The following is a 22,935-nucleotide window of genomic DNA, read 5'->3' as shown; positions in this document are numbered from 1 at the left end:
CTCCTGCAGGGTTCAGGCCACGAGCGATTCGTGGCTTTCCAGTTCGAGTTCGGCCACCAGCGCGGCGATCGTCGCGGCGGTACCGGCATGTGCGGCCGAGAGCGGCAGCAGCGGCAGTCGGAGCCCGTGGCCGATGCCCTGTCGCGCCAGCAGCGCCTTGACGGGGATCGGGTTGGGCTCGACGCCGAGGAAGTCGTAGGTCGTCTGCAGGCGCGCATCGAGTGCGAGCGCCGCATCGCGCTGGCCCGCGCGCGCCAGGTCGGCAAGGCGTCGGAACGCACGCGGCACGACGTTCGAGGCGACGGAAATCACGCCATCGGCACCGGCGAACATCGCGCGGCACGCGGTTGGATCGTCGCCGCTGAGGATCGCGAATTCCTCGCTGCGCAGTTCGAGCAGCGCAGCCATGCGCTCGGGCTCGCTGCGCGCTTCCTTGATGCCGACGATGCGCGGATGCGACACCAGTTCGGCGACCGTTTCCGGGAGCAGGTCGCCGCCGGTGCGGCCGGGCACGTTGTAGAGCACGACCGGCAGCGCGCCGTCGTCGGCGATGGCGCGGTAATGCGCGATGAGGCCGGCTTGCGTCGGACGCACGTAAGGCGGGGTCACGACGAGCGCCGCGTCGGCGCCGAGGGCGGCGACGCGACGGGTGAGTTCGATGGTCTTGGCGGTGTTCGACAGGCCGGTGCCGGCCAGCACCGGGATGCGTCCTGCCACGCGTTCGACCGCGGTGCGCAGCAGCGTGTCGTACTCGGCGTCGAACAGTGCCGCCGCTTCGCCGGTGGAGCCGGCGACGACGATGCCCTGGGTGCCTGCGGCGAGTTGCCCGTCGAGCAGTCGGTTCCAGGCGTCGAGGTCGATTTCGCCGGACGCGGTGAAAGGCGTCGCCAGCGCGGTGATGCTGCCGGAAAGTCGCAAGGTCTTCGGTTCCGAGGGGCCGCGTTTGCAGGAATCCGCGCGGGCTGCGCGGGGGTTGGATGACATCGTCTCGGCGCGGTTCGAACGGCGTCGAGCGCGCGCGCAGCGCTTCCAGATGTTACTTGCGGCGTGAAAGCGTGGGCAAGTATGCTCCCGCCAAGCACGGGCCCCTCACGGGCCACCATTCAGTATCCGAGCCCAGGCTCACCAGGACAGGCGCCGCCTTGACCGATTCCGCTTCCCGGCCGTCGCCGAACGAAAACCACCTCCTGATCAACGCCTACACGACGCATCCGGAGTCGCCGCTGCTGTCGGTGACGCGTCGTATCGCCGATTCGGGGTGCAATCTCGTCGACGCGCGCCTGGCCACCGTCGGTCGCGACGTGTCGGTGACGACGCTCGCGGTGGGCTCGTGGGATTCGGTCGCCAAGCTCGAAGCCATGCTCACGCGACTGGAGCGCGAGGAAGGCCTGAAACTGGTGTGGTATCGCACCGGCGCCAAGCAGGTGCAGTCGAGCCTGCTGCCGTACGTGGTGGAAGTGGTTGCCGCCGACAAGCCGGGCATCCTGTTCCAGCTGGCCGATTTCTTCGACCGCCAGGGCATCACCATCGAAAGCCTGCATTCCTCGCGTTACCGCGCGATGCAGACCGGCGCCGAGATGTTCTCGGCCCAGATCACCATCGGCGTGCCCTCGAGCATGCACATCGCCGCGCTGCGTGACGACTTCCTCGAGTTCTGCGACCACCTCAACCTCGACGCGATCATGGACCCGATGAAGTTCTGATCGCCCGCGCGAACGGAACCTGCACAAGACGATGCCCCTCGACACCGGCGACCGAATTCCGAAGAACGTCTCCACCCTGCCCCTGGCGCTGTCCAGCGGCGAGACCGCGCATCTGAAGGACTACGAAGGCGGCTGGCTGGTCCTGTACTTCTATCCGAAGGACAGCACGCCCGGCTGCACCACCGAAGGCATCGACTTCAACGCCCTGCTGCCGAAGTTCCGCAAGCTCGGCGCGACCGTGCTGGGCGTGTCGCGCGATTCGATCAAGTCGCACCAGAACTTCTGCGCGAAGCAGGGATTCAAGTTCGACCTGGTGAGCGACGGCGACGAAGCGCTCTGCAACGCCTTCGACGTGATCAAGCCCAAGAAGCTCTACGGCCGCGAATACGTCGGCGTCGAGCGCAGTACGTTCCTCATCGATCCCAAGGGCGTCATCGCCCAGTCATGGCGGCCGGTGAAAGTGCCGGGCCATGCGCAGGCCGTCCTCGACGCGCTCAAGGAACACGCAACGCAGTGACCCCCTTCGTGCACACGCAACGCCGCCGTCCCGCATCGCGGGCCACGGCAGCGTCGCCGTGCGCGAAAGGCGCGCAACTTGCATGCGGTCGCGCAGTCAGGTTTCCCGCCGCGCGAAGCAGTACACCACGCAACAGACTCCCGTTTTCCAGGCAGTCCCACCCGCTCCGGAGTGTTCGATGACCAGAAGCAAGCGGATCTACGTGCTCGACACCAATGTCCTCATGCACGACCCGACCGCGCTGTTCAAATTCGAGGAACACGATGTCTTCCTGCCCATGCAGGTCATCGAGGAACTCGACAACGCCAAGAAAGGCACCTCCGAAGCCAGCCGCAACGCGCGCCAGGTCAGCCGCTTCCTCAACGAACTGATCGAAGCCGGCGGTTCCGACAAGATCTCCGAAGGCATCCCGCTCAACCGTCCGCAGGGCCTACAGCTGCGCGGCGCGCAGAGCATCGGCCGCCTGCGCTTCCAGACGCGCGATTTCGATTCGGGCAAGCGCTTCGGCGCCGTAATTCCCGACAATCACATCCTGGGTTCGATCCTCGCGCTGAAGGAAGCCGAGCCCGGCGTGCCGGTGGTCTTCATCTCGAAAGACGTCAACCTGCGCATCAAGGCGTCGATCGCCGGCATCGTGTCGGAGGATTACGAGAACGATCGCGCGCTCGACGATTTCAGCCTGCTGTACACCGGCGCGACCGCGCTGCCGGAGGATTTCTGGCAGCGCTACGGCAAGGACCTGAAGTCCTGGACCGAAAAGGGCCGCACGTTCTACGAGATCCACCGCCGTGACGAGGACGACTTCCATCCCAACCAGTTCCTGTACCTGCCTGGCGACGAGGAATCGGAACTGAAGGTCGCGCGCGTCAACGACGAGAAGGTGGTGCTGCAGATCGTCGACGACTACCGCCACCACCAGCATGCCGTGTGGGGAATCGCCGCACGCAACCGCGAACAGAACTTCGCGCTCAACGCGCTGATGGATCCGGAAATCGACTTCGTCACGCTGCTCGGCACCGCCGGCACCGGCAAGACGCTGCTCGCGCTCGCCGCGGGCCTGGCGCAGACGATGGACCAGCAGCGCTATCGCGAAATCATCATGACCCGCGCGACGGTGAGCGTCGGCGAGGACATCGGCTTCCTGCCGGGCACGGAAGAGGAAAAGATGACGCCGTGGATGGGCGCGCTGACCGACAACCTGGAAGTGCTCACGCACAACCAGGAAGGCGGCAGCTGGGGCCGCGCGGCCACCAACGACCTGCTCGCCAGCCGCATCAAGATCCGTTCGATGAACTTCATGCGCGGCCGCACGTTCCTCAGCCGCTGGCTGATCCTGGACGAAGCGCAGAACCTCACGCCCAAGCAGATGAAGACGCTGATCACGCGTGCTGGCCCCGGCACGAAGATCGTGTGCCTGGGCAACGTCGAGCAGATCGACACGCCGTATCTCACCGAAACGACGTCGGGCCTGACCTACGCGGTCGACCGCTTCAAGAACTGGGACCACAGCGCGCACATCACGCTGCGCCGCGGCGAGCGTTCGCGCCTGGCCGACTACGCGTCGGAAGTGCTGTAAGGCTTCCTGGCCGCGCTACGCTCAGCCCCTCTCCCGCCGGGAGAGGGGTCGCGGGTTGGAGCGTGCGACTACGCTCGCATTCGCGAAGTGCCTTGACGGCACAATCCGCGGATCCGTCCCAAGGACGCGTAATTCCATGATCACCCGTCTTCCCGCCTGGGTCTGGCTCGGCGCCGCGTCGCTGGCGATGGTCGCCGGCATGGTGAATGTCGTCGGCTATCTCGGGTTCGAACACCAAGCCATCACCCACCTCACCGGCACCACGACGCTGCTCGGCGCGTCGTTCGCGCACGGCGATGCACGTGCGAGCGCGCACCTGGCACTGGTCGTGCTCGGCTTCGTCGGTGGCGCGGTGCTGAGCGGTGCCATCATCCAGGACAGCACGCTGCAACTGGGCCGCCGCTACGGCGTGGCGCTGGCGCTGGAGGCGGCGCTGCTCGTGGTTTCGGTGCCGCTGTTCGAACGCCAGCAGATCGCCGGTGCGGTACTCGCCGCGATGGCCTGCGGACTGCAGAACGCGATGACGGCGACGTACAGTGGCACGCTGGTGCGCACCTCGCACCTCACCGGAATGTTCACCGACCTCGGCGTATTCCTCGGCCATCGCCTGCGCGGCCTGCCTGCCGACCCGCGACGGCTCTGGTTGTGCCTGGCGATCATCGGTGGATTCCTCCTCGGCGGCGTCGCGGGCGCGCTCGTGTTCCCGCACCTGTCGTACAGGACGCTTTACATCCCCGCCGCGCTGACAGGCACGGTCGGCGTGGCCTACGTCGCCTATCGCCTGCATCGCGGCCCAGCAGGCACACTGTCGCCATGAACGACACCGCCCTGCCCCCCTGTGCCCTCACCATCGCCGGCTCCGATTCCGGCGGCGGCGCGGGTATCCAGGCCGACCTGAAAACCTTCGCCGCGCATCGCGTTCACGGGCTCAGCGCGATCGCCGCGCTCACCGCACAGCACACGCGCGCCGTTACTGCCGTGCATGTTCCCGATGTGGCGTTCCTGCGCGCGCAGATCGATGCCTGCTTCGACGATTTCACCATCGGCGCGGTGAAGCTCGGCATGCTCGCCAACGCCGAGGTGATCCTCGCGGTCGCCGAGGCGCTCGAACACCACAAACCGAAGCATGTCGTGCTCGATCCGGTGATGGTGTCCACCTCCGGAGCGCGGCTCCTGGAAGCCAGCGCGCTCGATGCATTGCGCACGCGCCTGCTGCCGATGGCGACGCTGGTGACGCCGAACCTGCCGGAAGCCGAACTGCTGATCGGCGAACGCATCGAGGACGTGGACGCCATGCACGGCGCGATCGACGCATTGCACGCGCTCGGCACGAAGGCGGTGCTGCTGAAGGGCGGCCACCTGCCGGTGGACGCCGCACGCGATGAGGTCGTCGACCTGTTCGCCGATGGCGACGGCGTGCAGGCGATGTCGCACGCGCGGCTGAAGATCGACGCGCACGGCACCGGTTGCACGCTCGCTTCGGCGGTCGCGGCGAACCTGTGCCTTGGCCGCGACCTGCGCGACGCGAGCATCGCCGCCACCGATTACGTGCACGCCGCCCTGCTTCGGGGCTATCGCCCGGGCCGTGGCGACATGCTGGTGCTCGATCATTTCGGAGCCGCGCCGAATGGATGACGCAACGCCGCACGATATCCGCGCGTGCGAACTGGACGCGCAGGCCGACGATGGCCACCGCTTCCAGCTGATCGCGCGCATTCCCGTCGCGCCACGCGCCAGCCTGCTGTGGCTGCCGGCGATGGGCATCGGCGCGAAGCACTACGTACCGTTCGCCGACGCGCTCGCGCGGCACGGCATCGCGGTGTTCCTTCACGAATGGCGCGGCGCCGGATCGAGCAGCGTGCGCGCGAGCCGCGACACCGATTGGGGTTATCGCGAACTGCTCACGCTCGACATTCCCGCCAGCGAAGCGGTGATCGCCCAGCACGTGCCCGAGGCGCCGCGCATCGTGGGTGGCCACAGCCTCGGCGGGCAGCTGGCCTGCTGCCGGCTCGGCCTCTCGCCGGAAAGCGCGCAGCGCCTGTGGCTGGTCGGCAGCGGCGCGCCGTACTGGCGCGCGTTCCCGGCGCGCACCGCGTGGTGGTTGCCGATGGTCTACCGGTTCCTTCCGTGGCTTGCCGATTTCCACGGCGTGCTGCCCGGCCGTCGCATCGGCTTCGGCGGACAGGAAGCGCGCGGCGTCATCCGCGACTGGAGCCGCAGCGGCCTGTCCGGCCGCTATGCCGCCGCCGGCGTGGATGTCGACCTGGAAGCGGCGATGGCCGCGCTCACGCTGGACGCGCATGCCGTCGCGCTGGCGCGGGACTGGCTCGGGCCCGTGTCGTCGCTGCGCTTCCTGGTGTCGAAACTGCGCCGCGTCGAACCGCGCATCGACGTGCTCGATGCCGCCGCGCTGGGCACGCGCGCCGACCACTACGCCTGGATGAAGCAGCCCGCCGCGGTGGTCGACGCCCTGCTGCGCTGACCGTTCGTCCGGCGCGCGACCGAAGCGGCCCAGACCTTCCGTTAACCGGAGTGAGGCCCCTCCCCTGCCGAGAGGAGGCGGCCGGAACCCGGCCGTGCGCCGGGAACGACACGCGGTTCCGCCGGAAGGCGGCACAACGGGGGGCGAGATCGCATGGGCGGATGGGTTTCCAGGGCACCGGCCGCATGGATCGCGGTGAAGCTGGTGCTGATCGGCGCCTGTCTGCTGGGCACCAACCGCCTGCTTGCCGAGCGCGTGGCCCACATCGGGCTGCAACCCGGCCTGGCGGTGTTCGCCGCGGTCTGGCTGTTGTGCATCGTGACAATGCTGGTACTCGCGTTCCATGCGCGCACGCCCGCGCGTGTCGTGTGGAGCGCGATCTTCTTCCTCGGCAGCACCTTCACGCTGTCCCACGCGCTGATCGTCTCGCGCCACCTCGGCCTGATCGAATTCGAGCAACTGCTGGGCCTCATCGGCTTCGCGCACAACCTCAAGGGTTTCCACGACGCGCAGATCCTGCAGGCGGTGGCATGGTCTGCATTGGGCGTCATCGCGATCAACCTGCCGCCGTGGCTCGCACCCCCGAACTCGCCGTCGCTGCTGCGCTGGCCGCAGCGCAATCCCGGCCTGCTGCAGTTGCTTCCGGTGGTGGCGATCGGGGCGATCCTCTACCTGCGCGGTGGCGAAGGCTCCAACGGGTTTCCGGGGCAGTACACGACGGCCGCGTTCGCCGGCGTGCTCGGCGCCGAGAAAGTGCTTGCGCCGCCCGCGCCCGAACGCGAGGACATCGCGCTGCCGCACCTGGGCCAGCGGCCGTTCCGCCACATCGTGCTGGTGATGGACGAAAGCGTGCGCGGCGATTACGTCGACCTCAACGTCGAGGACGGCGTGGAAACCGGTCTGCGTCCGCTCGGCACCGCGCTGGCGAACTTCGGCATCGCCGCATCGACGGCCAATTGCTCCGCGACGTCGAACGCGAGCGTGCGCTATGGCGTCACGCGCGACAGCTATCTCAAGGACCTGCAGCTCAATCCGTCGTTCTGGCGTTACGCGGCACGCGCCGGCTATCGCACGGTCTACATCGATGCGCAGCGCCACGACGGCAAGCTGCAGAACTTCATGGATCCGCGCGAAGTCGGCGAGATCGACGAGTTCGTGCAGGTGGGCACGGCGTTCGCGCCGGATGCGAAGGACATCGAGGCCGGCCGGCTGCTCAACCGCGTGCTGCTGCGCGACCGTCCGAGCTTCACCTACGTCAACAAGATGGGCTGCCACTTCCCGTACGAAGGCAAGTACCCGACCGCGAACACGCTGTATTCGCCGACGATGTCGCGTGCATTCGTGTCGAAGGAAACCGACGACGGCTCCGGCTACCGGCAGGCCGAGAATGCCGAACAACGCTGGCGACAGGTGAACAGCTACCGCAACTGCCTGGCCTGGAACACGCGCGGTTTCTTCCGCGAGGCGCTGGCAAATGTGGACCTGAGCGACACGCTGATCGTCTACACCGCCGACCACGGCCAGAACTTCCACGAGGACGGCAGCCCGGGCGAGCAGACGCATTGCACGATCGGCACCGCATCGCCCGGCGAAGGCCGCATTCCGCTGGCGACGATCACGCGAAACGCGGAACTCTCGCCGCTGCTGCGCGACGCCGCGCGCCGCAACCACGACCGCGGCAGCGCCTTCAACGTATACCCGACCCTGCTTGCCCTGATGGGCTACGGCCCGCCGGCCGCGGGCGCGAACTTCGAAGCGGACCTCCTCGGCACGCTGCCCGAAGACAACACGCGTTTCCTTTCCACCTATTTCGTGCGATTCGGCCGCGAACCGGTGTGGAATTCCATCGGCCGCACGACGCAGCTGCGCGATGGGTTGCAGCGCGTCCTGGCGGATGATCGGCACGCGTCGAGCGAGGATTCGGGGGCGGCGAGCGGGGCCCCGTAGCTCGTCACCGCAGCTTTCGGGCCGTCATCCCCGCGAAGGCGGGGATCCATGCGTGGCGACCTCACCACTTCCGAAGGGCGTGATGCGCCTGAGAGATGGATTCCCGCCTTCGCGGGAATAACAGCTCAAGGTGGCGGCTATTCGGGAGGCTTGATACGTCGCGCAGATGGATTCCCGCCTACGCGGGAACGACGGCTGAAGGCCTTGGCGATTTCGCCGCCTCAAACCGCATCCACTGCGCGTGCCGCCGCGATGCGCGGCCTGCGTCCGCGCGTCGCCGATTCGCGCCGCGTGATCGTCCGATAGCCATCCGGATTCATCGACTGCCAGCGCCACGCGTCGCGGCACATCGCGTCGACGTCGTACTCCGCGCGCCAGCCGAGCACTTCGTGCGCGAGCGACGGATCGGCGTAGACGGACGCCGCATCGCCCGGGCGGCGCTCGACGATGTCGTAGGCGATGCGGCGGCCGCTCGCGCGTTCGAACGCATGCACGAGTTCAAGCACGCTCACGCCGCGGCCGGTGCCGAGGTTTACGGTGAGGCTGCGGTCGGTGCGCGCCATGGTTTCCAGCGCGTCTACGTGCGCACGCGCGAGGTCGACGACGTGGATGTAATCGCGGACGCCGGTGCCGTCGGGCGTCGGGTAATCGCCGCCGAACACGCGCAGCTTCTCTCGCGCGCCGACCGCGACCTGGCAGATGTAGGGCATCAGGTTCGTCGGTTCGCCGCAGGGATCCTCGCCGATCATGCCCGACGCATGCGCGCCCACCGGATTGAAGTAGCGCAGGTTCGCGGCGCGAAACGCGGGATCGGCCGTGCACAGGTCTTCGATCAGCTGCTCGGCCACCAGCTTGGTGCGGCCGTACGGGTTCATCACCGACAGCGCCGCGTCCTCGCGCACCGGCACCTGCGCCGGTTCGCCGTACACGGTGGCCGACGAGCTGAACACCAGCCGCCGCACGCCCGCGTCCTGCATCGCCTGCAACAGCACGATGGTGCCGCTGATGTTGTTGTCGAAATAGTCCAGCGGGCGCCGGCAGGAATCGCCCACCGCCTTCAACGCGGCGAAGTGCAGCACCGCGTCGATACGGTACGTCGCGAACAGCGCCGTCAGCGCGACGCGATCGCGCATGTCCACGCGATGCACGGGCACCGGCACGCCGGCGAGGCGACGCAGGCGCGGCACCACGCGCGGCGAGGAGTTCACGCCGCTGTCGGCGATCACGACCTGGTGGCCGCGATCGATGAGGCTAAGGCACGTGTGGCTGCCGATGTAGCCGGCGCCTCCGCAGACGAGGATTCGCATGAAGATGCAGACTCCGGAACGAACGCCTTCACAGGACGACGCGCCGCGGTCGCAAGCGGGCCGCAGTGCACACGCCGCCTGCGATCCGGCGGCCCCCCGGACGCCGATCCTCGGCCGTCCTGATCGAATCCAACGCAATGCGCGGCCTATTCCGGCAGCCGTGTCCGGCGGCCGGCGAACCGCCCCGGCGTGATGCATCGAAGACCCGGCGACCCGCAGGCGCTGGCCGGAAATCCGGCCCCGCACCGTTCGCTCATGACGAATGCAAGGGGGTTGTCCGTATGCGCACGTTCCGCTTCACCGCCGTCGCCGCCGTCTTCGGCGCAATGCTCTTCCTCTCCGCCTGTGCGTCTTCCGGCCGTGGCGCCATCGCGCCGCCGCCGGCCGAATCCGAAAACCTGGTGGACGCCTACCAGATCGGCATCGACGACATCGTGCAGGTCTCCGTCTGGCGCAATCCGGAATTGGGCATCACCGTGCCGGTCCGCCCGGACGGCAAGATTTCCGTCCCGCTGGTGGGCGACGTGTCCGCCGGTGGCCGCACGCCGAACGAGGTCGCCAAGGAGATCCAGGAACGCCTGGGCGCGTTCGTACGGGATCCGCAGGTGGCCGTGATCCTCACCGACCTGCGCAGCCACGAATACCTCTCCCGCGTCCGCGTCACCGGCGCGGTGCGGCAGCCGATCTCGATTCCGTTCCGCCAAGGCATGACGGTGCTCGATGCCGTGCTCGCCGCCGGCGGCGTCACCGAGTTCGCCGCGCCGGCGAAGTCCGACCTGTACCGCAAGTCCGGCGACAGCACGCGCAGTTACGCCGTGCGGCTGGACCACATCCTGGAAGACGGCGACCTGACGACCAACTTCAAGGTGGCGCCGGGCGACGTCATCACCGTTCCGGAACGCACGCTGTGAACGGCGCGTCGACGGAACTGACGATCCCGGAGGCCCGTCCGTCCGCGATCGCGGCGATGGTGCCGGTGGCGTTCGAGGAATGGCGTCGCCGCCCCGTGCTGCTGGCGGGCGTGTTCACCGCCATCGCGCTGGCCGCGCTGGTCTTCGGCATGTTGCTGCCGAAGAAATACAACTCGCAGACGACGATCCTGGTCGAGGAAAGCAACATCATCAAGCCGCTGATGGAAGGCCGCGCCGTGCCGACCAGCGTGGTGAGCCGCGCGGCCATCACGCGCGAGGTCGCCTTCAGCCGCAAGACGATGGAGGACATCCTCAGGACCGGCGGCTGGATGGCGAAGAACCCCACGCCGCTGCAGCAGGACCAGATCATCGAGCTGATCACCGGCCGCACGATCATCTCCAACCCGCGCGACAACCTGATCCGCGTGTCGTACACCGACACCGATCCGGCGCGCGCGCATGCGGTGACCAAGCGCTTCGCCGAGCTGATCATCCAGGAAAGCCTGGCGACGAAGGAACGCGAGAGCCGCGACGCGTACGACTTCATCGATTCGCAGGTGCGCGCGTACCACAAGAAGCTCATCGACGCCGAGTCGAAGCTGGAGGCCTACCGCAAGTCCAATCCGGACGCGCGCCCGGGCATCGACGGCGACGTGAACTCGCGCATCGCCGAGCTGCGCCGCATGGTCGACACCTCGCGCATGGAGCTGATGGACCTGCAATCGCAGGGCAACGCGCTGCAGGGCCAGCTCAACGGCGAGAACGAGGTGAACCTCGTGCAGACGCGTTCGGGCCAGCTGCTCGCGCGCATGGCCGAACTGGAAGCCGAACACGACAAGCTGCTGATGAACTACACCGAGCAGCATCCGGACGTGGTCCGCGTGCAGCATCAGATCCGCGACCTGGAAGAGGAAGTGCGTCGCGAGGACGCGCGCCAGGCAGCGCTGAAGAGCGCGCCGCCCTCGCCCGCGCAGCCCGGCACGCTCGGTGGTACCGCGCTCGGCGGCGTCGCGTCGTTCAACCCTCTGTACGGCGAGCTCAAGAGCAAGACGGCCGAGAACCGTCGCCAGGCCGCCGCGGTGCAGTCGCGCATCAACACCAGCCAGGCACTGCTCGACCAGGAACTCGCGCGCAGCCGCCACATCGCCGCGTCCGAAAGCACGATGGCCGAGCTCTCGCGCGACTACGAAGTCAACCGCGACCTCTACCAGGACCTGCTCAAGCGTCGCGAGAACGCGCGCGTGTCGATGAGCCTGGACGCCGAGCAGCGCGGCCTCAGCTTCCGCGTGCAGGAGCCGGCGAGCTATCCGCTGCGCGGCGTCGGCCTGCGGCTGGTCCACGTGGCCAGCGCCGGTCTTGGTGCCGCCGCACTCGCACCGCTCCTGCTGCTGTTCGGCTTCGTGCGCCTCGACCCGCGCGTGCGTTCGCCCTACCAGATCGAAACCGCATCGGCGCTGCCGGTGCTCGGCAGCGTCCCGCGCTACCAGACCGCGCCGTCGCGCCGGCTGGGCACGCGCCGGTTCGTGATCGCCGCGATGATCTTCCTGGTGGTGCCGCTCGTGTACGGCGTGGTCCTCGCCCTGAAAATGGTGAACCTGCAATGACTCTTCCGTCCGAAGCCGTCCTGGAAACCGAATCCGAACGCACCGACGCCGAGCGCGACACCGCGCCCGAACCCGACCTGCGTCCCGCGATCACGCGCACCGCCGGCGTCGAGCTGCTCACGCCGACGCAGCTGGAAGACCGCGCGATCATCCATCGCGGCGGCGTGTCGCGGCCGGAAGTGGATGCGTTCCGCGAACTGCGCACGCGCCTGCTCGCCGCCGTCGAAGGCAGCTTCGTCGCGCTGGTCGCGCCGGTCAGCAGCGGAAGCGGCGGCAGCTTCGTGGCGCGCAACCTCGCCACGGCCATGGCGTTCGACGAAACCAAGAGCGCGCTGCTCGTCGACTGCGACGTGCGCCATCCCTCGCAGGCGCGCACGATGAAGATCGAGACGGAAAACGGCGGCCTGGTCGAATACCTGGAAGACGCCGACGCCGACCTGTCGGACGTGATCTACGAAACCGGCGTGAACGGACTTCGCCTGATTCCCGCCGGCACGACGCGCGAGATCGGCGCGGAGTACTTCTCGTCGGTGCGCATGCGCCTGCTGCTGGATTCGATCCGCAGCCGCCATCCGAACTGCTACGTATTCCTCGACGGGCCGCCGGTTCGCGGCACGCCGGACGCACGCATCCTGGCCGACATCGCCGACGTGGTGATCCTCGTCGCCGGCTACGGCCGCGACACGGCGGCGACGATCGCGCAGGCCGCGGCGAACTTCGATCCGGCCAAGTTCGCCGGCGTGGTTTTCAACGAAGGCGTCTGAGCGCGGCTTTTCCCGCACGTCCCGACCGAACGTTCGCCCAGGGGAGATTCAATGGCCAGCGGAAGACTCCAACCGGTCGCGGGCCCGTCCCGCCGATCCGCGCTCTGCATCGCCCTGCTGGCCACGTTGCCGGCGGCGGTGCCGGTCGCGCGCGCGGCGCAGATCAACTACTCCATCGGCGGGCGCGTCGAGCACAGCGACAACATCGCGCTGACGCAGACCAACCCGATGGAGGAAAGCACGCTGGCCACCGACGTCGCCTTCGACGTCACCCAGACCGGCCGAAACACCACCTTCGTCGCCAACGGCGGCGTGGAGTACCTCTACTACACGGGCGGCCTGTTCGACGACGACGTGCGCGCCTCGCTGGTGGGCCAGTTCAACTGGAACACCTGGCAGGACCGCATGAAGGTGATCATCGAGGACTACGCGAACTACGAGCCCATCGACGTGCTGTCGCCGGATGCGCCGGGCAACCAGCAGCAGGTGAATGTCTTCGTTGCCGGCACGCAGTTCAACCTGCGCCCGGGCGATGCTACGCGCGTGCGGCTGGACCTCCGCTACAACAACTACTGGGCCGAAGAAAACGACGACTTCAACGGCGACCGCTACAACGCGGCGTTCACGCTCTGGCAGGAACCCAGTTCGACCACGCGCATCGGCTTCACCGTCGAAGGCAGCGAAGTGCAGTACGACCAGGTCAGCCTGGACACGCTCGGCGCCGACTACCGGCGCCTGGACAGCTACCTCACCTGGAACCGCAACCTCGCGAACATCGACCTGGAAATCCGCGCGGGTTACTCCTGGGTCGAGCTGACCGACTACAACACCAAGGACGATGCGCCGCTGTTCCGAACGGTGCTGACGTGGCGCCCGACCTCGCGCAGCACGCTGGACATGGGCGTGTACTACCAGTTCTCCGACGCCGCGCAGGAGCTGATGACCGACGTCACCGATCCCACCGGCGTGCCGGCGAACCCGGCGCCCGGCGGCGCGCCCTCGCCCGACCCGAGCGACGTCACGATCGGTCCGGACCTGTACCGCCAGCGCCGCATCGACATCGGCTATCGCTACAACGGCGAGCGCTTCGACGCGACCATCCGTCCGTACTACGAGGACAACGACTACATCGACCCCACCGCGCAGAGCGAAGGCAACTACGGCATCGGCGTGGGCATGAGCTGGTCGATCACGCCGTCGCTGTTCCTCACCGGATCGATGTCGGCCGGCGTGCGCAGCTTCGACAGTTTCGACCGCGACGACGACGACTTCTCCGTCTACATCGGCCTGACCAAGATCCTCACCCGGCACTGGAGCATGGGCTTCGACCTGCGCCACCAGGAACGCGACAGCAACGCCAACGAAGCCAGCTATGACGAGAATGCCGCCATCTTCAGCGTTCGCTATACCCGCTGAGCCGACCGCCACCGCGCGCGTCGCGGACCGGCGGATCCGGCTGCTGCTGGTGACCGACACGCCCGTGCTCGCGCCGGGCGGCAGCGAACGTTTCCTGCAGAACCTCGCCACGCGCCTGCCTGCCGATGCGTACCGCATCACGCTGGTGCAGCTGCACGAGCAGGACATGCCCGGCAACCATGGCCGCCACCTGCTGACGCAACCCCACCTGCGCATGATGTCGCTGCCGGTACACGCCGTGTACGACCGCTCGGGGCTACGCGCGTATCGCGAACTGTCGTCGATGCTGCGCCGGGAGCGCTTCGACGTGGTGCAGTCGCAGCACGAGAAGGCCGACGTGCTCAATGCGCTGCTGCCGCGCCTGCCCGGCACGGTGTACATCTCGAACCGGCGCGACATGGGCTTCAAGAAGAGCCCGAAGCTGCAGCACGCGTTCCGCTGGCTCAATCCGCGCTTCGACACCGTGGTCGCGCCGGCGCGGCAGATCCTGTCGGGCCTGGCGCAATGCGAGCGCCTCGACCCGCTGCGCATGACGTGGATTCCCAACGGCGTGGACACGCGCCACTACGCACCGGTCACGTTGCAGCGCCGGCTCGACGCACGCGCCGTGCTCGGGCTGGACGCGGACGCCATCGTGTTTGGTTGTGTCGCGCGCATTACGCCGGTGAAGCGTCACGTCGACCTGCTGGAGGCGTTCGCCAGCATGCACCGGCACGTGCCACAGGCGCGGTTGCTGCTGGTCGGCGATGGCCCGGGACTGCCGGAAATCCAGGCGAAGATCGCCGAACTGGGCCTTGGCGAGGAAGTGCTCCTGCTCAGTTTCCGCGACGATGTCGCCGACCTGCTGCCTGCGATGGACGCGCTGGTGCTGTGTTCGTCGAGCGAAGGCATGTCCAACGCCATCCTCGAAGCGATGGCGTGCGGACTGCCGGTCGTCGCGACCGCCGTCGGCGGAAACCTGCACCTGGTGCAGCACGAACAGACCGGCCTGCTGGTGCCGCCGCTGGATCCGATTTCGCTGGCCGCGTCGCTGCAATGGCTGGCGCAGTCGCCGCACGCGCGACGTCGCATGGGGCTCGCGGCGCGGTCCCGCATCGAACGCGAGTTCTCGCTGGACTCGATGGTGCTCGCGTTCGACCGCCTCTATCACCGCCTGCTGGGGCGCGAGTGAGCGCGCCATGAGCCAGTCGCGCCCGTTCGCGTTGCAGGTGCGCTCCAGCGCGGGGCTGTACGGCGCCGATCGGGTCGTGCTCGCGCTCAACCGCGCGCTCGATCGCGGCGGCGCGCGCGGTCGCCTGCTGAGCATCAACAACTACCGCATGCAGGAACAGGCGTTGCACGACGTCGCCTCGTCGGGCGGGCAGGATGCCGTGCTGCTGCCCTGCCGCGGGCGCGTGGATGCCGCGACGATCGGCGCGCTGTCGGCCCAGATCGGCGCCGCGCGCGGCCGCACTGGCACGCCGCCGGTGGTGCACGTGCACGACTATAAGAGCGCGTTCTACGCGTGGCTGGCGACGCGCCGGGAACATTATTCCGCAGAGCCCGCCCCCCTCGTCGCTACGCTGCACGGCTGGGTCGAAGGATCCACCGCGCTGCGGCTTTACACGCGGCTGGAACTGGCCCTGCTCCGCCGCTTCGATGCGCTCGTCGTGGTCGCTTCCGAGCAGATCGACCGTCTCGCACGCGCCGGCGTGCCGCGTTCGCGCATCCGCCACGTCGACAACGGCATCGAATGCCCGGTGCGCGACGAGGCCGCCGCGTCGGCCCTGCGCGCGCAACTGCGCATCGCGCCGGACGCACATGTGTTCTCCGCCGTCGCGCGACTGTCGAGCGAGAAGAACCTCGCGATGCTGCTGCGCGCGTTCGCACCGGTGGCATCGCGTCATCCGCATGCGGTGCTGATGATCGTCGGTGACGGTCCGGAGCGCGAATCGCTTGAGACGCTCGCGGGCGAGCTCGCCCTGAACGGGCGCGTCCGTTTCCTCGGCATGCGCCACGACATGCCCGCGATCTACACGCTGACCGACCACCTCGTGCTGCCGTCGCTTACCGAAGGCATGCCGCTGGTGGTGCTCGAAGCGATGGCCTGCGAGGTGCCGGTGATCGCCAGCGCCGTCGGCGACATCCCGCGCCTGCTCGAACACAGCGCGCACGGGCGCACGGTACCGCCGGGCGATGCGGAGGCATTGGAGTCCGCACTGGAAGCCGCCGTTACCACGCCCCGCGCGCGCGACATCGCCGCTCGCGACTTCGTGCGCGAACGCCACAGCGCGCAGGCGATGGCCGCCGCGTACGTCACGCTCTATCGCGAACTGCTGGAGGCACGCCATGCGCGGCGCGCATCCTGACGCCGGCGGTTCGCGCTTCCCGCTCGCGGCCAAGGCGCTGCGTGGCGCGATGCCGACGGGCACGCGCACGCGGCTTCCCGTGGTGCCGGGTTCGGCCGCTGCGGCGCAGCCGACTGCGCGCGCGACCACGCGTGCGCCGCGCAACTGGGCGCTCTACCTGTTCCTGATCCTGCTGCCGCTGCAGAACATCACCGCCGGCTACCTGCCGAACATCGGCGGTGGTTTCAACTTCCTCAACGTGATGTTCCTGATCTCGCTGTTCACGGCGATGGCGCAGGGCGGCAAGCTCGCGCCGAATGAGCCCGTCAATACGTGGACGACGGTGTACGCGGTCTACATGACGCTATCGCTGCTGGTCGGCTTCCATTTCGTGGACGACCCGACCAACCACTTCAACCAGCTCAAGGACCACATGGTCGGGCTGTTCGTGGTGTACGTCGTGCAGATGAGCGTGCGCGACTGGAACGGCGTGCGCATGGTCGTGTTCGCCACGCTGCTGCCGCTGCCGTACATCGCGAAAGTCGTGTGGAACCAGCACCGCAGCGTCGCCAGCACGCACTACACCGACGACCTGCGCATCAGCGGCACGTTCGCACTCCTGGGCGCCAACGAATTCGCCGCGTTCTGCGTGACGGTGGCGGTGGTGCTGTTCGCGTTGCTGCTCGCGTGCCGGTTGTCGCGCAAGTGGAAGATCGTGCTGATGGGCGGTATCGCCTGCATGATCCTCGGCGTGCTCTACGCGTATTCGCGCACCGCGTACATCAGCCTGATCATGGGCATGGTGGTGGTGATCATGGTGTGGCGCGGCCGGCTGAAGCTGATCCTGCCGCTGTGCCTGGCGGTGGTGATCGCGCCGGCGGTGCTGCCCAAGTCGGTGGTCGAGCGCTTCGACAGCACCACGGTGGAAGAAGGCAAGCGCGACGAGAGCACCGAGCTGCGCATCGAGTACTGGAAGATCGCGTGGGCCAACTTCCTGCGCAATCCCGTCGTGGGAACGGGCTACCACACCTTCCATCATCGCGAGATCAACCCTTACGGCCGCGACACGCACAACCTCTACATCCGCACGCTCAGCGAAGGCGGCGTGTTCGGCGCGATCACGCTGCTGGGCATCCTGCTGGCGGTGCTGCGTACGGCCATGCGCGAGGTCCGCGAGGCGCGGACCGGCACCTGGCGATACGCGCTGGCGCTGGGAATGATGGGCGCGTGGGTGTCGATGGTCATCGCCAACCTGTTTGGCGACCGTTTCACGTATTACCCGGTAATCGCCTATTTCTGGGCCTACATGGGCCTGGTCATGAAGGCGCGCCACCTGCCGCCGGAGGATTCCGCACGATGACCGCCCTGTTTCGCGCCTGGCTGCGCTACTCGCTCGCGCTGTGCAGCCATTACAGCGGGCTGGACGGCCTCTACCGCCGCCTCAGCGGTGCGGGGCTGGTCATCCTGATGCTGCATCGCCTGCGCGACGACCACGACCCGTTTCCGCTCAGCGTCTCGCGTCGGCAGCTGCGGCAGATGCTGGCGTGGCTCCGGTCAAGCGGCGCACTGGTCGGGCTCGACGACGGCCTGCGCGCGCTTTCGCCCGAACGTGCGCAGAAGATCCATTACGCGCTCACCTTCGACGACGGCTATCGCGACAACCTCGGCCTGATCGACGCGAACCTCGGCGGCCCGGTGCCGGCGGTGGTGTACGTCGCGACCGGTCATATTGGCGGCGAGCCGATCTGGGCCTATCGCCTCGTGCATGCGGTGGAATCGCGCAGCCGCGACCAGATCGACCTGGGCGGCCTCGGGCTGGGTCATTTCGACCTCTCGCTGCGCGACGATCGCAATCGCCTGTACCAGCTGCTGCCGCCGCGACTGAAGACGCTGGAGCCGGCCGAACTGGAAGCCTGGATCGACCACGTCTGCGAACAGGCGCGCCCTCGCCCGCTGCCGCATGAAGACCGCGAAATGCTCGACTGGGGCGACGTCCGGCGACTGGCCGACGGCGGCGTCGAAATCGGCGGCCACACCTGCAGCCACGCGATCCTGAGCCGCCTGGACGATGCCGCGGCGAGCGAGGAGATCGGATTGTCGAGCGCGAGCATCGCCGCCGAACTCGGCCACGCGCCACGGCACTTCGCCTATCCGAACGGCGGCCGCGACGACTTCAGCGACCGCGACGTGCGCCTGGTGCGCGACGCGGGCTTCGCCACGGCGACGACATCGATCGAGGGCGTGAACCGCCCCGGCGCCGATCCGTACCGCCTTCTCCGATTCAACGTGCACGAAGAACGCTTCCAGTCGCCGTCGGGGCGCCTGTCGAAGGCGCTGTTCTTCAGCGAAACGAGCGGGATGCTCGGCTGGTTGCGCGGACTGCGCGCGGCATGACATCGAAATCGTGAGGGCACCGTCATGGGAACGCTGCCGATCCTGATGTACCACGGCCTGCATCGCGAGGAATCCTCGCGCGGCCGCTTCGATCCCGTCTACAGCGTGCATCCGGAGATGTTCGCGCGACAGCTGGACTGGCTGGTGCAGCAGGGACATCGCGCGCCGCTGCTCGAAGACGCGCTGTCGGGCGCGAATGGCACGCGCGACGTGATCATCACCTTCGACGATGGCGATGTGTCCAACGTCGAGATCGCGATGCCGTTGCTGCTCGAGCGCGGCCTGCGCGCGGAGTTCTTCGTCACCACCGACTTCATCGGCCAGTGCGGCATGCTCGCGCCCGACGATATCCGCCGGCTAGCCGCAAACGGCATGGGCATCGGCTCGCACGGGCGCACGCATTCGTTCCTGTCCGATCTCGATGTCGCCGACCTCATGGCGGAACTCGACGACAGCCGCTGCCGGCTGCAACAGATCTGCGGCCGGCCGATCGACTCGCTCGCACTGCCCGGCGGGCGCGGCGGCGAACGCGAGCTGCTTGCGGCGCAGCAGCTCGGCTACCGGCATCTGCTCGGTTCTGTTCCGGGCCCGAACAAGCGCCGCCGCGCCGATACGTGGCTGCAGCGGTTGCCGGTGACGCGCAACCTCTCGCTCGACGATTTCGCCGCGCTGGTGCACTGGCGCGGGTTGCCCGCACGCTGGATGCAGGCGCGGCATGCCGCGCTCGCGCTGCCCAAGCGCGTGCTCGGCAACGACGGTTACCAGCGCCTGCGCGAGCGCCTGCTGTGAACGCCGCGGTCCTCTTCTGGCTGTGCATCGGGCTGGTCGCGTGGGCGTACGCGGGCTATCCGCTGCTGGCGACCCTGCTCGCGCGCCGCTACGGGCATGCACCGTTCCAGGACGACGCGGATTGCGAACACGTCACCGTCGTCGTCGCAGCCTTCGACGAGGAGGCGCGCATTGCCGCGCGTGTGCGCGACATCCTCGAACAGGACTACCCGGCCGATCGCCTGCAGGTCCTTGTCGTCAGCGACGGCAGTCGCGATGGCACCGCACGCGCGGCGGCGGCCGTCGACGACGAACGCGTGCGCGTGATCGATCTTTCGCACAACGTCGGCAAGGCCGCAGCACTCAGCATTGCGCTGCGCCAGGTCGACACGCCACTGGTGGCGTTCACCGACGTGCGCCAGCGCTTCTCGCCCGGCGCGCTGCGTGCATTGTGCGCGCCGTTCGCCGATCCATCGGTCGGCGCGGTGAGCGGCGAGCTGGTGATCGCCGCCGCCGATCACGGCACCGGCGAAGGTGTCGGCCTGTACTGGCGCATGGAGAAACGCCTGCGTTCGGACGAAGCGCGCCTGGGCTGGCTGCACGGCGTCAGCGGTTCGATCCACGCGCTGCGTCGCTCGTTGTGCGTGGCGATTCCCGCTGGCACCGTGCTCGACGACATGTGGATGCCGCTGCAGGTGCTGCGATCCGGCCATCGCGTGTGGATGGCGCGCGAGGCGCTCGCGTTCGATCGCGCCAGCCACAGCGTCGACGAGGAATTCCAGCGCAAGCTGCGCACGCTCGCCGGGAACTGGCAGCTGATCAGGCGACTTCCATGGTTGGCCAATCCGTTCGCCAATCCCGTGTTCTTCGCGTGGTTCTCGCACAAGTTCCTGCGCCTGCTGGTGCCGTGGGCGCTGCTCGTCGCGCTGGCGGCGAGTGCGTTCGCGGGCGGCGCGCTGTATCGCACGTTGTTCGGCCTGCAATTGCTCGCCTACGCCGGCGCGCTCGGCGGTCTGGTGCTGCCGCGCATCGCCGCACGCCTGCCGCTGCTGCCGGCGGCAAGCAGTTTCGTGATGCTGAACTTCGCCGCGCTGCTGTCGTTGCCCGCTTCGCTGGCGATGGACCCGTCGCGGCTGTGGAAGAAGCACTGATGGCCCGCATCCTCGCACTCACCAGCCGCCTCCCCTTCCCGCCGCGCGAGGGCCACCAGCTGCGCGCCTGGCACGTGCTGCGTGCGCTCGCGTCGAAGCACGAGGTCACGCTGCTGAGCTTCCAGCGCAACGACGACCTTCCCGCCGAAGCCGCCACGCTGCATGCGGCGATGACGCGCGTGGAGACCTTCCGCATTCCGGCCGAACGTTCGCGCGGCGCGCTCGCACGCGCCGCCCTGCGCGGCACGCTGACGCCGACACCTTTCCTCGTCGCCAAGTACGACTCGGCCGCGCTGCGCGAGCGCCTGCGCGCACTCGCGCGTGATGCCGACCTCGTCCACTTCGACATGCTGCCGTTGATCGCACACGCGGACTGCGTGCCCGAGGGCGTGCCGGTCACGCTCAACGCGCACAACGTCGAACACCGCCTGCTCGCCACACGCGCACGTATCGAGACGCGCGGATGGGCGCGGCGTTTCCTCGGCAGCCAGGTCGGCAAGCTCGAAGCCTTCGAGCGTCGCGCCTGCGAGCGCGCCGATGCGGTGCTGGCGTGTTCCGATGTCGATGCGCAGGGCCTGCGCGATCTGGTGCCCGACTGCAACGTGCACGTGGTCGCCAACGGCGTCGATCTGGAAACCAACCACCCTGCCGCGCATGCGCCGGATCCGGACCGGCTGGTGTTCGTCGGGCAGATGGGCTGGTTCCCGAATCGCGACGGCGTGGACTGGTTCCTGCGCGATGTTTTCCCCCGCATCCTCGCGCGCCGGCCCGGCACGCGTTTCGAGCTGGTCGGCAAGGCAGACGGTTTCGAGATACCCGAAACGGTGCGCGCGAACGTGGACCTCGCCGGTTTCGTCGACGATCTGCGTCCGCACGTGCACGACGCGTCGGTCTATGTCGTGCCGTTGCGCGCGGGCAGCGGCACGCGCCTGAAGGTGCTGGAGGCGATGGCGCTGGGCAAGGCGATCGTCACCACGAGCATCGGCAGCGAAGGCATCGCGCTTCGACACGATCGTAGTGCGCTGTATGCCGACGATGCGCAGGCGTTCGCCGACGCCGTGCTGTCGCTGCTGGATTCGCCCGTACGCGTGGCGGAACTGGGCATCGAGGCGCGACGCCTGGCCGAGGACGAATACGGCTGGGAGGCCATCGGCGCACGTCTGCTGCGTGCGTATGAGCCGCTGCTCAACGGCAACGTGCGGCCGGTGCGCGCGGCGTTGGCGGATCTGGGGGCTATCGAGGCGTAGTCGTGGGCTCTCTACGCGCCCGCCACCGGTAACTCGCCTCGCCCAGCAGCTCGTACAGCGCGATCTGCGTCTTCTGCATCGCCGACAGCTGCGGCACGAAGTAGCCGACACTCCCCATCGGGACATACAGCGAATCGCTCGCGACCATGCAGGGCGTGAAGCCCGCCGCTTCGAACGCCACGAGCGCGCGCGGCAGGTGCGTCGCCGAACTCACCACGCGCACCCGCGGCGGCAGCGATCCGCGCAGCGCCATCGCGCTTTCCCATGTGTTGGCCGACTGCGTCTCCTCGTGCAACCGCTGCGCGGGAACGCCCCAGTCCTGCGCGAGCCGTCCCAGCACCGTGGCCTCGCTGATCGCGAACGGACCGCCACCGGCGATCGTCATCGGCACCGGCGCGCCGCGTCGCCACAGTTCGACGCCGGCGCGCAGGCGGCGCCAGCTCGATGGCGTCAGCGCGATGTAGTCGTCCTGCGCGCGGGGCTCGTCCTCCAGGCCGCCGGCCAGGACCACGATGGGCGCTGCCGCATCGTTCGCGCCGCAATGTGCGGATGCGGGCACGCGGGTCTCGACTGCGCGGATCAGCAGGTTCGCGCCGAGTGGCATGCACAGCACCACGATGGTCAGCCCCGCCACGATCAACACCACGCGCCACCACGCACGTGCGCGCCGCCATGTCAGCCACGCCGCGGCCATCCACAGCAGGGCCCAGGTCATCGGCGAGAGCAGGAGGTGGCTCATGGCGCCGCAGTCTTGCATGAACAGGCAACGCGCGCGAGAAGGCCGCACGCAGCCGCGCAACGCGTTCTTCACGGTAGCGGGC

At 68.3% G+C, this 22,935-nt stretch carries 21 protein-coding genes; 18 read left to right on the top strand and 3 right to left on the bottom strand.

From position 1 onward, the window contains the following. Positions 1–12: 12 nt before the first annotated feature. The gene (gene dapA / locus GOY17_RS06790; RefSeq protein WP_198173841.1) at positions 13–918 is read right to left on the bottom strand and encodes a 4-hydroxy-tetrahydrodipicolinate synthase; all 906 of its coding nucleotides are present in this window, start codon (positions 916–918) and stop codon (positions 13–15) included. 224 nt (positions 919–1,142) lie between these two features. Between dapA and GOY17_RS06785 the strand changes: the two genes are divergently transcribed. The 7 genes from GOY17_RS06785 to GOY17_RS06755 all read left to right on the top strand — a co-directional run bounded on the left by GOY17_RS06785 (position 1,143) and on the right by GOY17_RS06755 (position 8,225). Continuing rightward, on the top strand, positions 1,143–1,703 hold the full coding sequence (locus GOY17_RS06785) for a glycine cleavage system transcriptional repressor (RefSeq protein ID WP_115840728.1): 561 nt from the start codon (positions 1,143–1,145) through the stop codon (positions 1,701–1,703). 31 nt (positions 1,704–1,734) lie between these two features. After that, a complete protein-coding gene (locus GOY17_RS06780) occupies positions 1,735–2,220 on the top strand; it encodes a peroxiredoxin (protein ID WP_157029801.1) in 486 nt (161 codons plus the stop codon). 178 nt (positions 2,221–2,398) lie between these two features. Continuing rightward, positions 2,399–3,796: a PhoH family protein gene (locus tag GOY17_RS06775; protein ID WP_115840730.1), complete on the top strand. Its 1,398-nt coding sequence runs from the start codon at positions 2,399–2,401 to the stop codon at positions 3,794–3,796. Positions 3,797–3,932: 136 nt separating this feature from the next. After that, positions 3,933–4,613, top strand: coding sequence for a YoaK family protein (locus GOY17_RS06770; protein WP_157029800.1), 681 nt, complete (start codon positions 3,933–3,935; stop codon positions 4,611–4,613). Then, positions 4,610–5,431: a bifunctional hydroxymethylpyrimidine kinase/phosphomethylpyrimidine kinase gene (gene thiD / locus GOY17_RS06765; protein WP_157029799.1), complete on the top strand. Its 822-nt coding sequence runs from the start codon at positions 4,610–4,612 to the stop codon at positions 5,429–5,431. The genes GOY17_RS06770 and thiD overlap by 4 nt, the downstream gene beginning before the upstream one ends. Then, positions 5,424–6,278 (top strand): alpha/beta hydrolase family protein, encoded by an 855-nt coding sequence (locus tag GOY17_RS06760; protein WP_157029798.1) that lies wholly within the window; start codon positions 5,424–5,426, stop codon positions 6,276–6,278. Before thiD ends, GOY17_RS06760 begins: the two co-directional genes overlap by 8 nt. 153 nt (positions 6,279–6,431) lie before the next feature. Next, positions 6,432–8,225: a sulfatase-like hydrolase/transferase gene (locus GOY17_RS06755; RefSeq protein WP_157029797.1), complete on the top strand. Its 1,794-nt coding sequence runs from the start codon at positions 6,432–6,434 to the stop codon at positions 8,223–8,225. 221 nt (positions 8,226–8,446) lie between these two features. Here the strand turns inward: GOY17_RS06755 and galE are convergent, their stop codons facing one another. Continuing rightward, entirely contained in the window at positions 8,447–9,532 is a 1,086-nt protein-coding gene (gene galE / locus GOY17_RS06750; protein WP_157029796.1) for a UDP-glucose 4-epimerase GalE, read from the bottom strand. Positions 9,533–9,813: 281 nt separating this feature from the next. Here galE and GOY17_RS06745 point away from each other — a divergent pair, with 281 nt between their 5' ends. From GOY17_RS06745 to GOY17_RS06695, 11 genes are read left to right on the top strand one after another with little or no spacing between them, the layout of a single operon-like run. After that, a complete protein-coding gene (locus tag GOY17_RS06745; protein ID WP_157029795.1) occupies positions 9,814–10,443 on the top strand; it encodes an XrtA/PEP-CTERM system exopolysaccharide export protein in 630 nt (209 codons plus the stop codon). Continuing rightward, positions 10,440–12,047, top strand: a complete 1,608-nt coding sequence (locus GOY17_RS06740; RefSeq protein WP_232338545.1) for an XrtA system polysaccharide chain length determinant — start codon at positions 10,440–10,442, stop codon at positions 12,045–12,047. Before GOY17_RS06745 ends, GOY17_RS06740 begins: the two co-directional genes overlap by 4 nt. Continuing rightward, positions 12,044–12,811, top strand: a complete 768-nt coding sequence (locus GOY17_RS06735; RefSeq protein ID WP_157029794.1) for a P-loop NTPase family protein — start codon at positions 12,044–12,046, stop codon at positions 12,809–12,811. Before GOY17_RS06740 ends, GOY17_RS06735 begins: the two co-directional genes overlap by 4 nt. 51 nt (positions 12,812–12,862) lie before the next feature. Beyond that, positions 12,863–14,227 carry an outer membrane beta-barrel protein gene (locus GOY17_RS06730; protein WP_157029793.1) on the top strand — a complete coding sequence of 455 codons (1,365 nt, stop codon included), beginning with the start codon at positions 12,863–12,865 and terminating at the stop codon, positions 14,225–14,227. Between the two features lie 49 nt (positions 14,228–14,276). Next, positions 14,277–15,398 carry a glycosyltransferase gene (locus tag GOY17_RS06725; RefSeq protein WP_198173840.1) on the top strand — a complete coding sequence of 374 codons (1,122 nt, stop codon included), beginning with the start codon at positions 14,277–14,279 and terminating at the stop codon, positions 15,396–15,398. Positions 15,399–15,405: 7 nt separating this feature from the next. Next, positions 15,406–16,575: a glycosyltransferase gene (locus GOY17_RS06720; protein WP_157029791.1), complete on the top strand. Its 1,170-nt coding sequence runs from the start codon at positions 15,406–15,408 to the stop codon at positions 16,573–16,575. Then, positions 16,556–17,914 (top strand): O-antigen ligase family protein, encoded by a 1,359-nt coding sequence (locus GOY17_RS06715; protein ID WP_198173839.1) that lies wholly within the window; start codon positions 16,556–16,558, stop codon positions 17,912–17,914. The genes GOY17_RS06720 and GOY17_RS06715 overlap by 20 nt, the downstream gene beginning before the upstream one ends. After that, complete coding sequence (locus GOY17_RS06710; protein WP_115840741.1) at positions 17,911–18,948, top strand: polysaccharide deacetylase family protein; 1,038 nt, start codon at positions 17,911–17,913, stop codon at positions 18,946–18,948. Before GOY17_RS06715 ends, GOY17_RS06710 begins: the two co-directional genes overlap by 4 nt. 24 nt (positions 18,949–18,972) lie before the next feature. After that, the gene (locus tag GOY17_RS06705; protein ID WP_157029789.1) at positions 18,973–19,737 is read left to right on the top strand and encodes a polysaccharide deacetylase family protein; all 765 of its coding nucleotides are present in this window, start codon (positions 18,973–18,975) and stop codon (positions 19,735–19,737) included. After that, positions 19,734–20,867, top strand: coding sequence for a glycosyltransferase family 2 protein (locus GOY17_RS06700; protein ID WP_198173838.1), 1,134 nt, complete (start codon positions 19,734–19,736; stop codon positions 20,865–20,867). The genes GOY17_RS06705 and GOY17_RS06700 overlap by 4 nt, the downstream gene beginning before the upstream one ends. Continuing rightward, positions 20,867–22,114 carry a glycosyltransferase family 4 protein gene (locus GOY17_RS06695; protein WP_198173837.1) on the top strand — a complete coding sequence of 416 codons (1,248 nt, stop codon included), beginning with the start codon at positions 20,867–20,869 and terminating at the stop codon, positions 22,112–22,114. The genes GOY17_RS06700 and GOY17_RS06695 overlap by 1 nt, the downstream gene beginning before the upstream one ends. On the opposite strand, the gene GOY17_RS06690 is transcribed toward GOY17_RS06695, so the two are convergent. After that, entirely contained in the window at positions 22,101–22,853 is a 753-nt protein-coding gene (locus GOY17_RS06690; RefSeq protein WP_198173836.1) for a YdcF family protein, read from the bottom strand. The two genes, GOY17_RS06695 and GOY17_RS06690, sit on opposite strands and share 14 nt — an antisense overlap. Positions 22,854–22,935: the final 82 nt, after the last annotated feature.

Origin of the sequence: Lysobacter soli, assembly GCF_009755585.1 — a bacterium.
Lineage (GTDB): Bacteria > Pseudomonadota > Gammaproteobacteria > Xanthomonadales > Xanthomonadaceae > Lysobacter_J > Lysobacter_J soli.
This window is presented reverse-complemented; position numbering and strand designations above follow the sequence as displayed.

Excerpts from the sequence above, each read along its gene's own strand:
- GOY17_RS06745 (WP_157029795.1), top strand. The coding sequence starts at position 9,814 with ATGCGCACGTTCCGCTTCACCGCCGTCGCCGCCGTCTTCGGCGCAATG.
- GOY17_RS06775 (WP_115840730.1), top strand. The coding sequence starts at position 2,399 with ATGACCAGAAGCAAGCGGATCTACGTGCTCGACACCAATGTCCTCATG.
- galE (WP_157029796.1), bottom strand. The coding sequence starts at position 9,532 with ATGCGAATCCTCGTCTGCGGAGGCGCCGGCTACATCGGCAGCCACACG.
- GOY17_RS06770 (WP_157029800.1), top strand. The coding sequence starts at position 3,933 with ATGATCACCCGTCTTCCCGCCTGGGTCTGGCTCGGCGCCGCGTCGCTG.
- thiD (WP_157029799.1), top strand. The coding sequence starts at position 4,610 with ATGAACGACACCGCCCTGCCCCCCTGTGCCCTCACCATCGCCGGCTCC.
- GOY17_RS06760 (WP_157029798.1), top strand. The coding sequence starts at position 5,424 with ATGGATGACGCAACGCCGCACGATATCCGCGCGTGCGAACTGGACGCG.
- GOY17_RS06720 (WP_157029791.1), top strand. The coding sequence starts at position 15,406 with ATGAGCCAGTCGCGCCCGTTCGCGTTGCAGGTGCGCTCCAGCGCGGGG.
- GOY17_RS06715 (WP_198173839.1), top strand. The coding sequence starts at position 16,556 with ATGCGCGGCGCGCATCCTGACGCCGGCGGTTCGCGCTTCCCGCTCGCG.
- GOY17_RS06690 (WP_198173836.1), bottom strand. The coding sequence starts at position 22,853 with ATGAGCCACCTCCTGCTCTCGCCGATGACCTGGGCCCTGCTGTGGATG.
- GOY17_RS06730 (WP_157029793.1), top strand. The coding sequence starts at position 12,863 with ATGGCCAGCGGAAGACTCCAACCGGTCGCGGGCCCGTCCCGCCGATCC.
- GOY17_RS06705 (WP_157029789.1), top strand. The coding sequence starts at position 18,973 with ATGGGAACGCTGCCGATCCTGATGTACCACGGCCTGCATCGCGAGGAA.
- GOY17_RS06710 (WP_115840741.1), top strand. The coding sequence starts at position 17,911 with ATGACCGCCCTGTTTCGCGCCTGGCTGCGCTACTCGCTCGCGCTGTGC.
- GOY17_RS06755 (WP_157029797.1), top strand. The coding sequence starts at position 6,432 with ATGGGCGGATGGGTTTCCAGGGCACCGGCCGCATGGATCGCGGTGAAG.
- GOY17_RS06695 (WP_198173837.1), top strand. The coding sequence starts at position 20,867 with ATGGCCCGCATCCTCGCACTCACCAGCCGCCTCCCCTTCCCGCCGCGC.
- GOY17_RS06735 (WP_157029794.1), top strand. The coding sequence starts at position 12,044 with ATGACTCTTCCGTCCGAAGCCGTCCTGGAAACCGAATCCGAACGCACC.
- GOY17_RS06780 (WP_157029801.1), top strand. The coding sequence starts at position 1,735 with ATGCCCCTCGACACCGGCGACCGAATTCCGAAGAACGTCTCCACCCTG.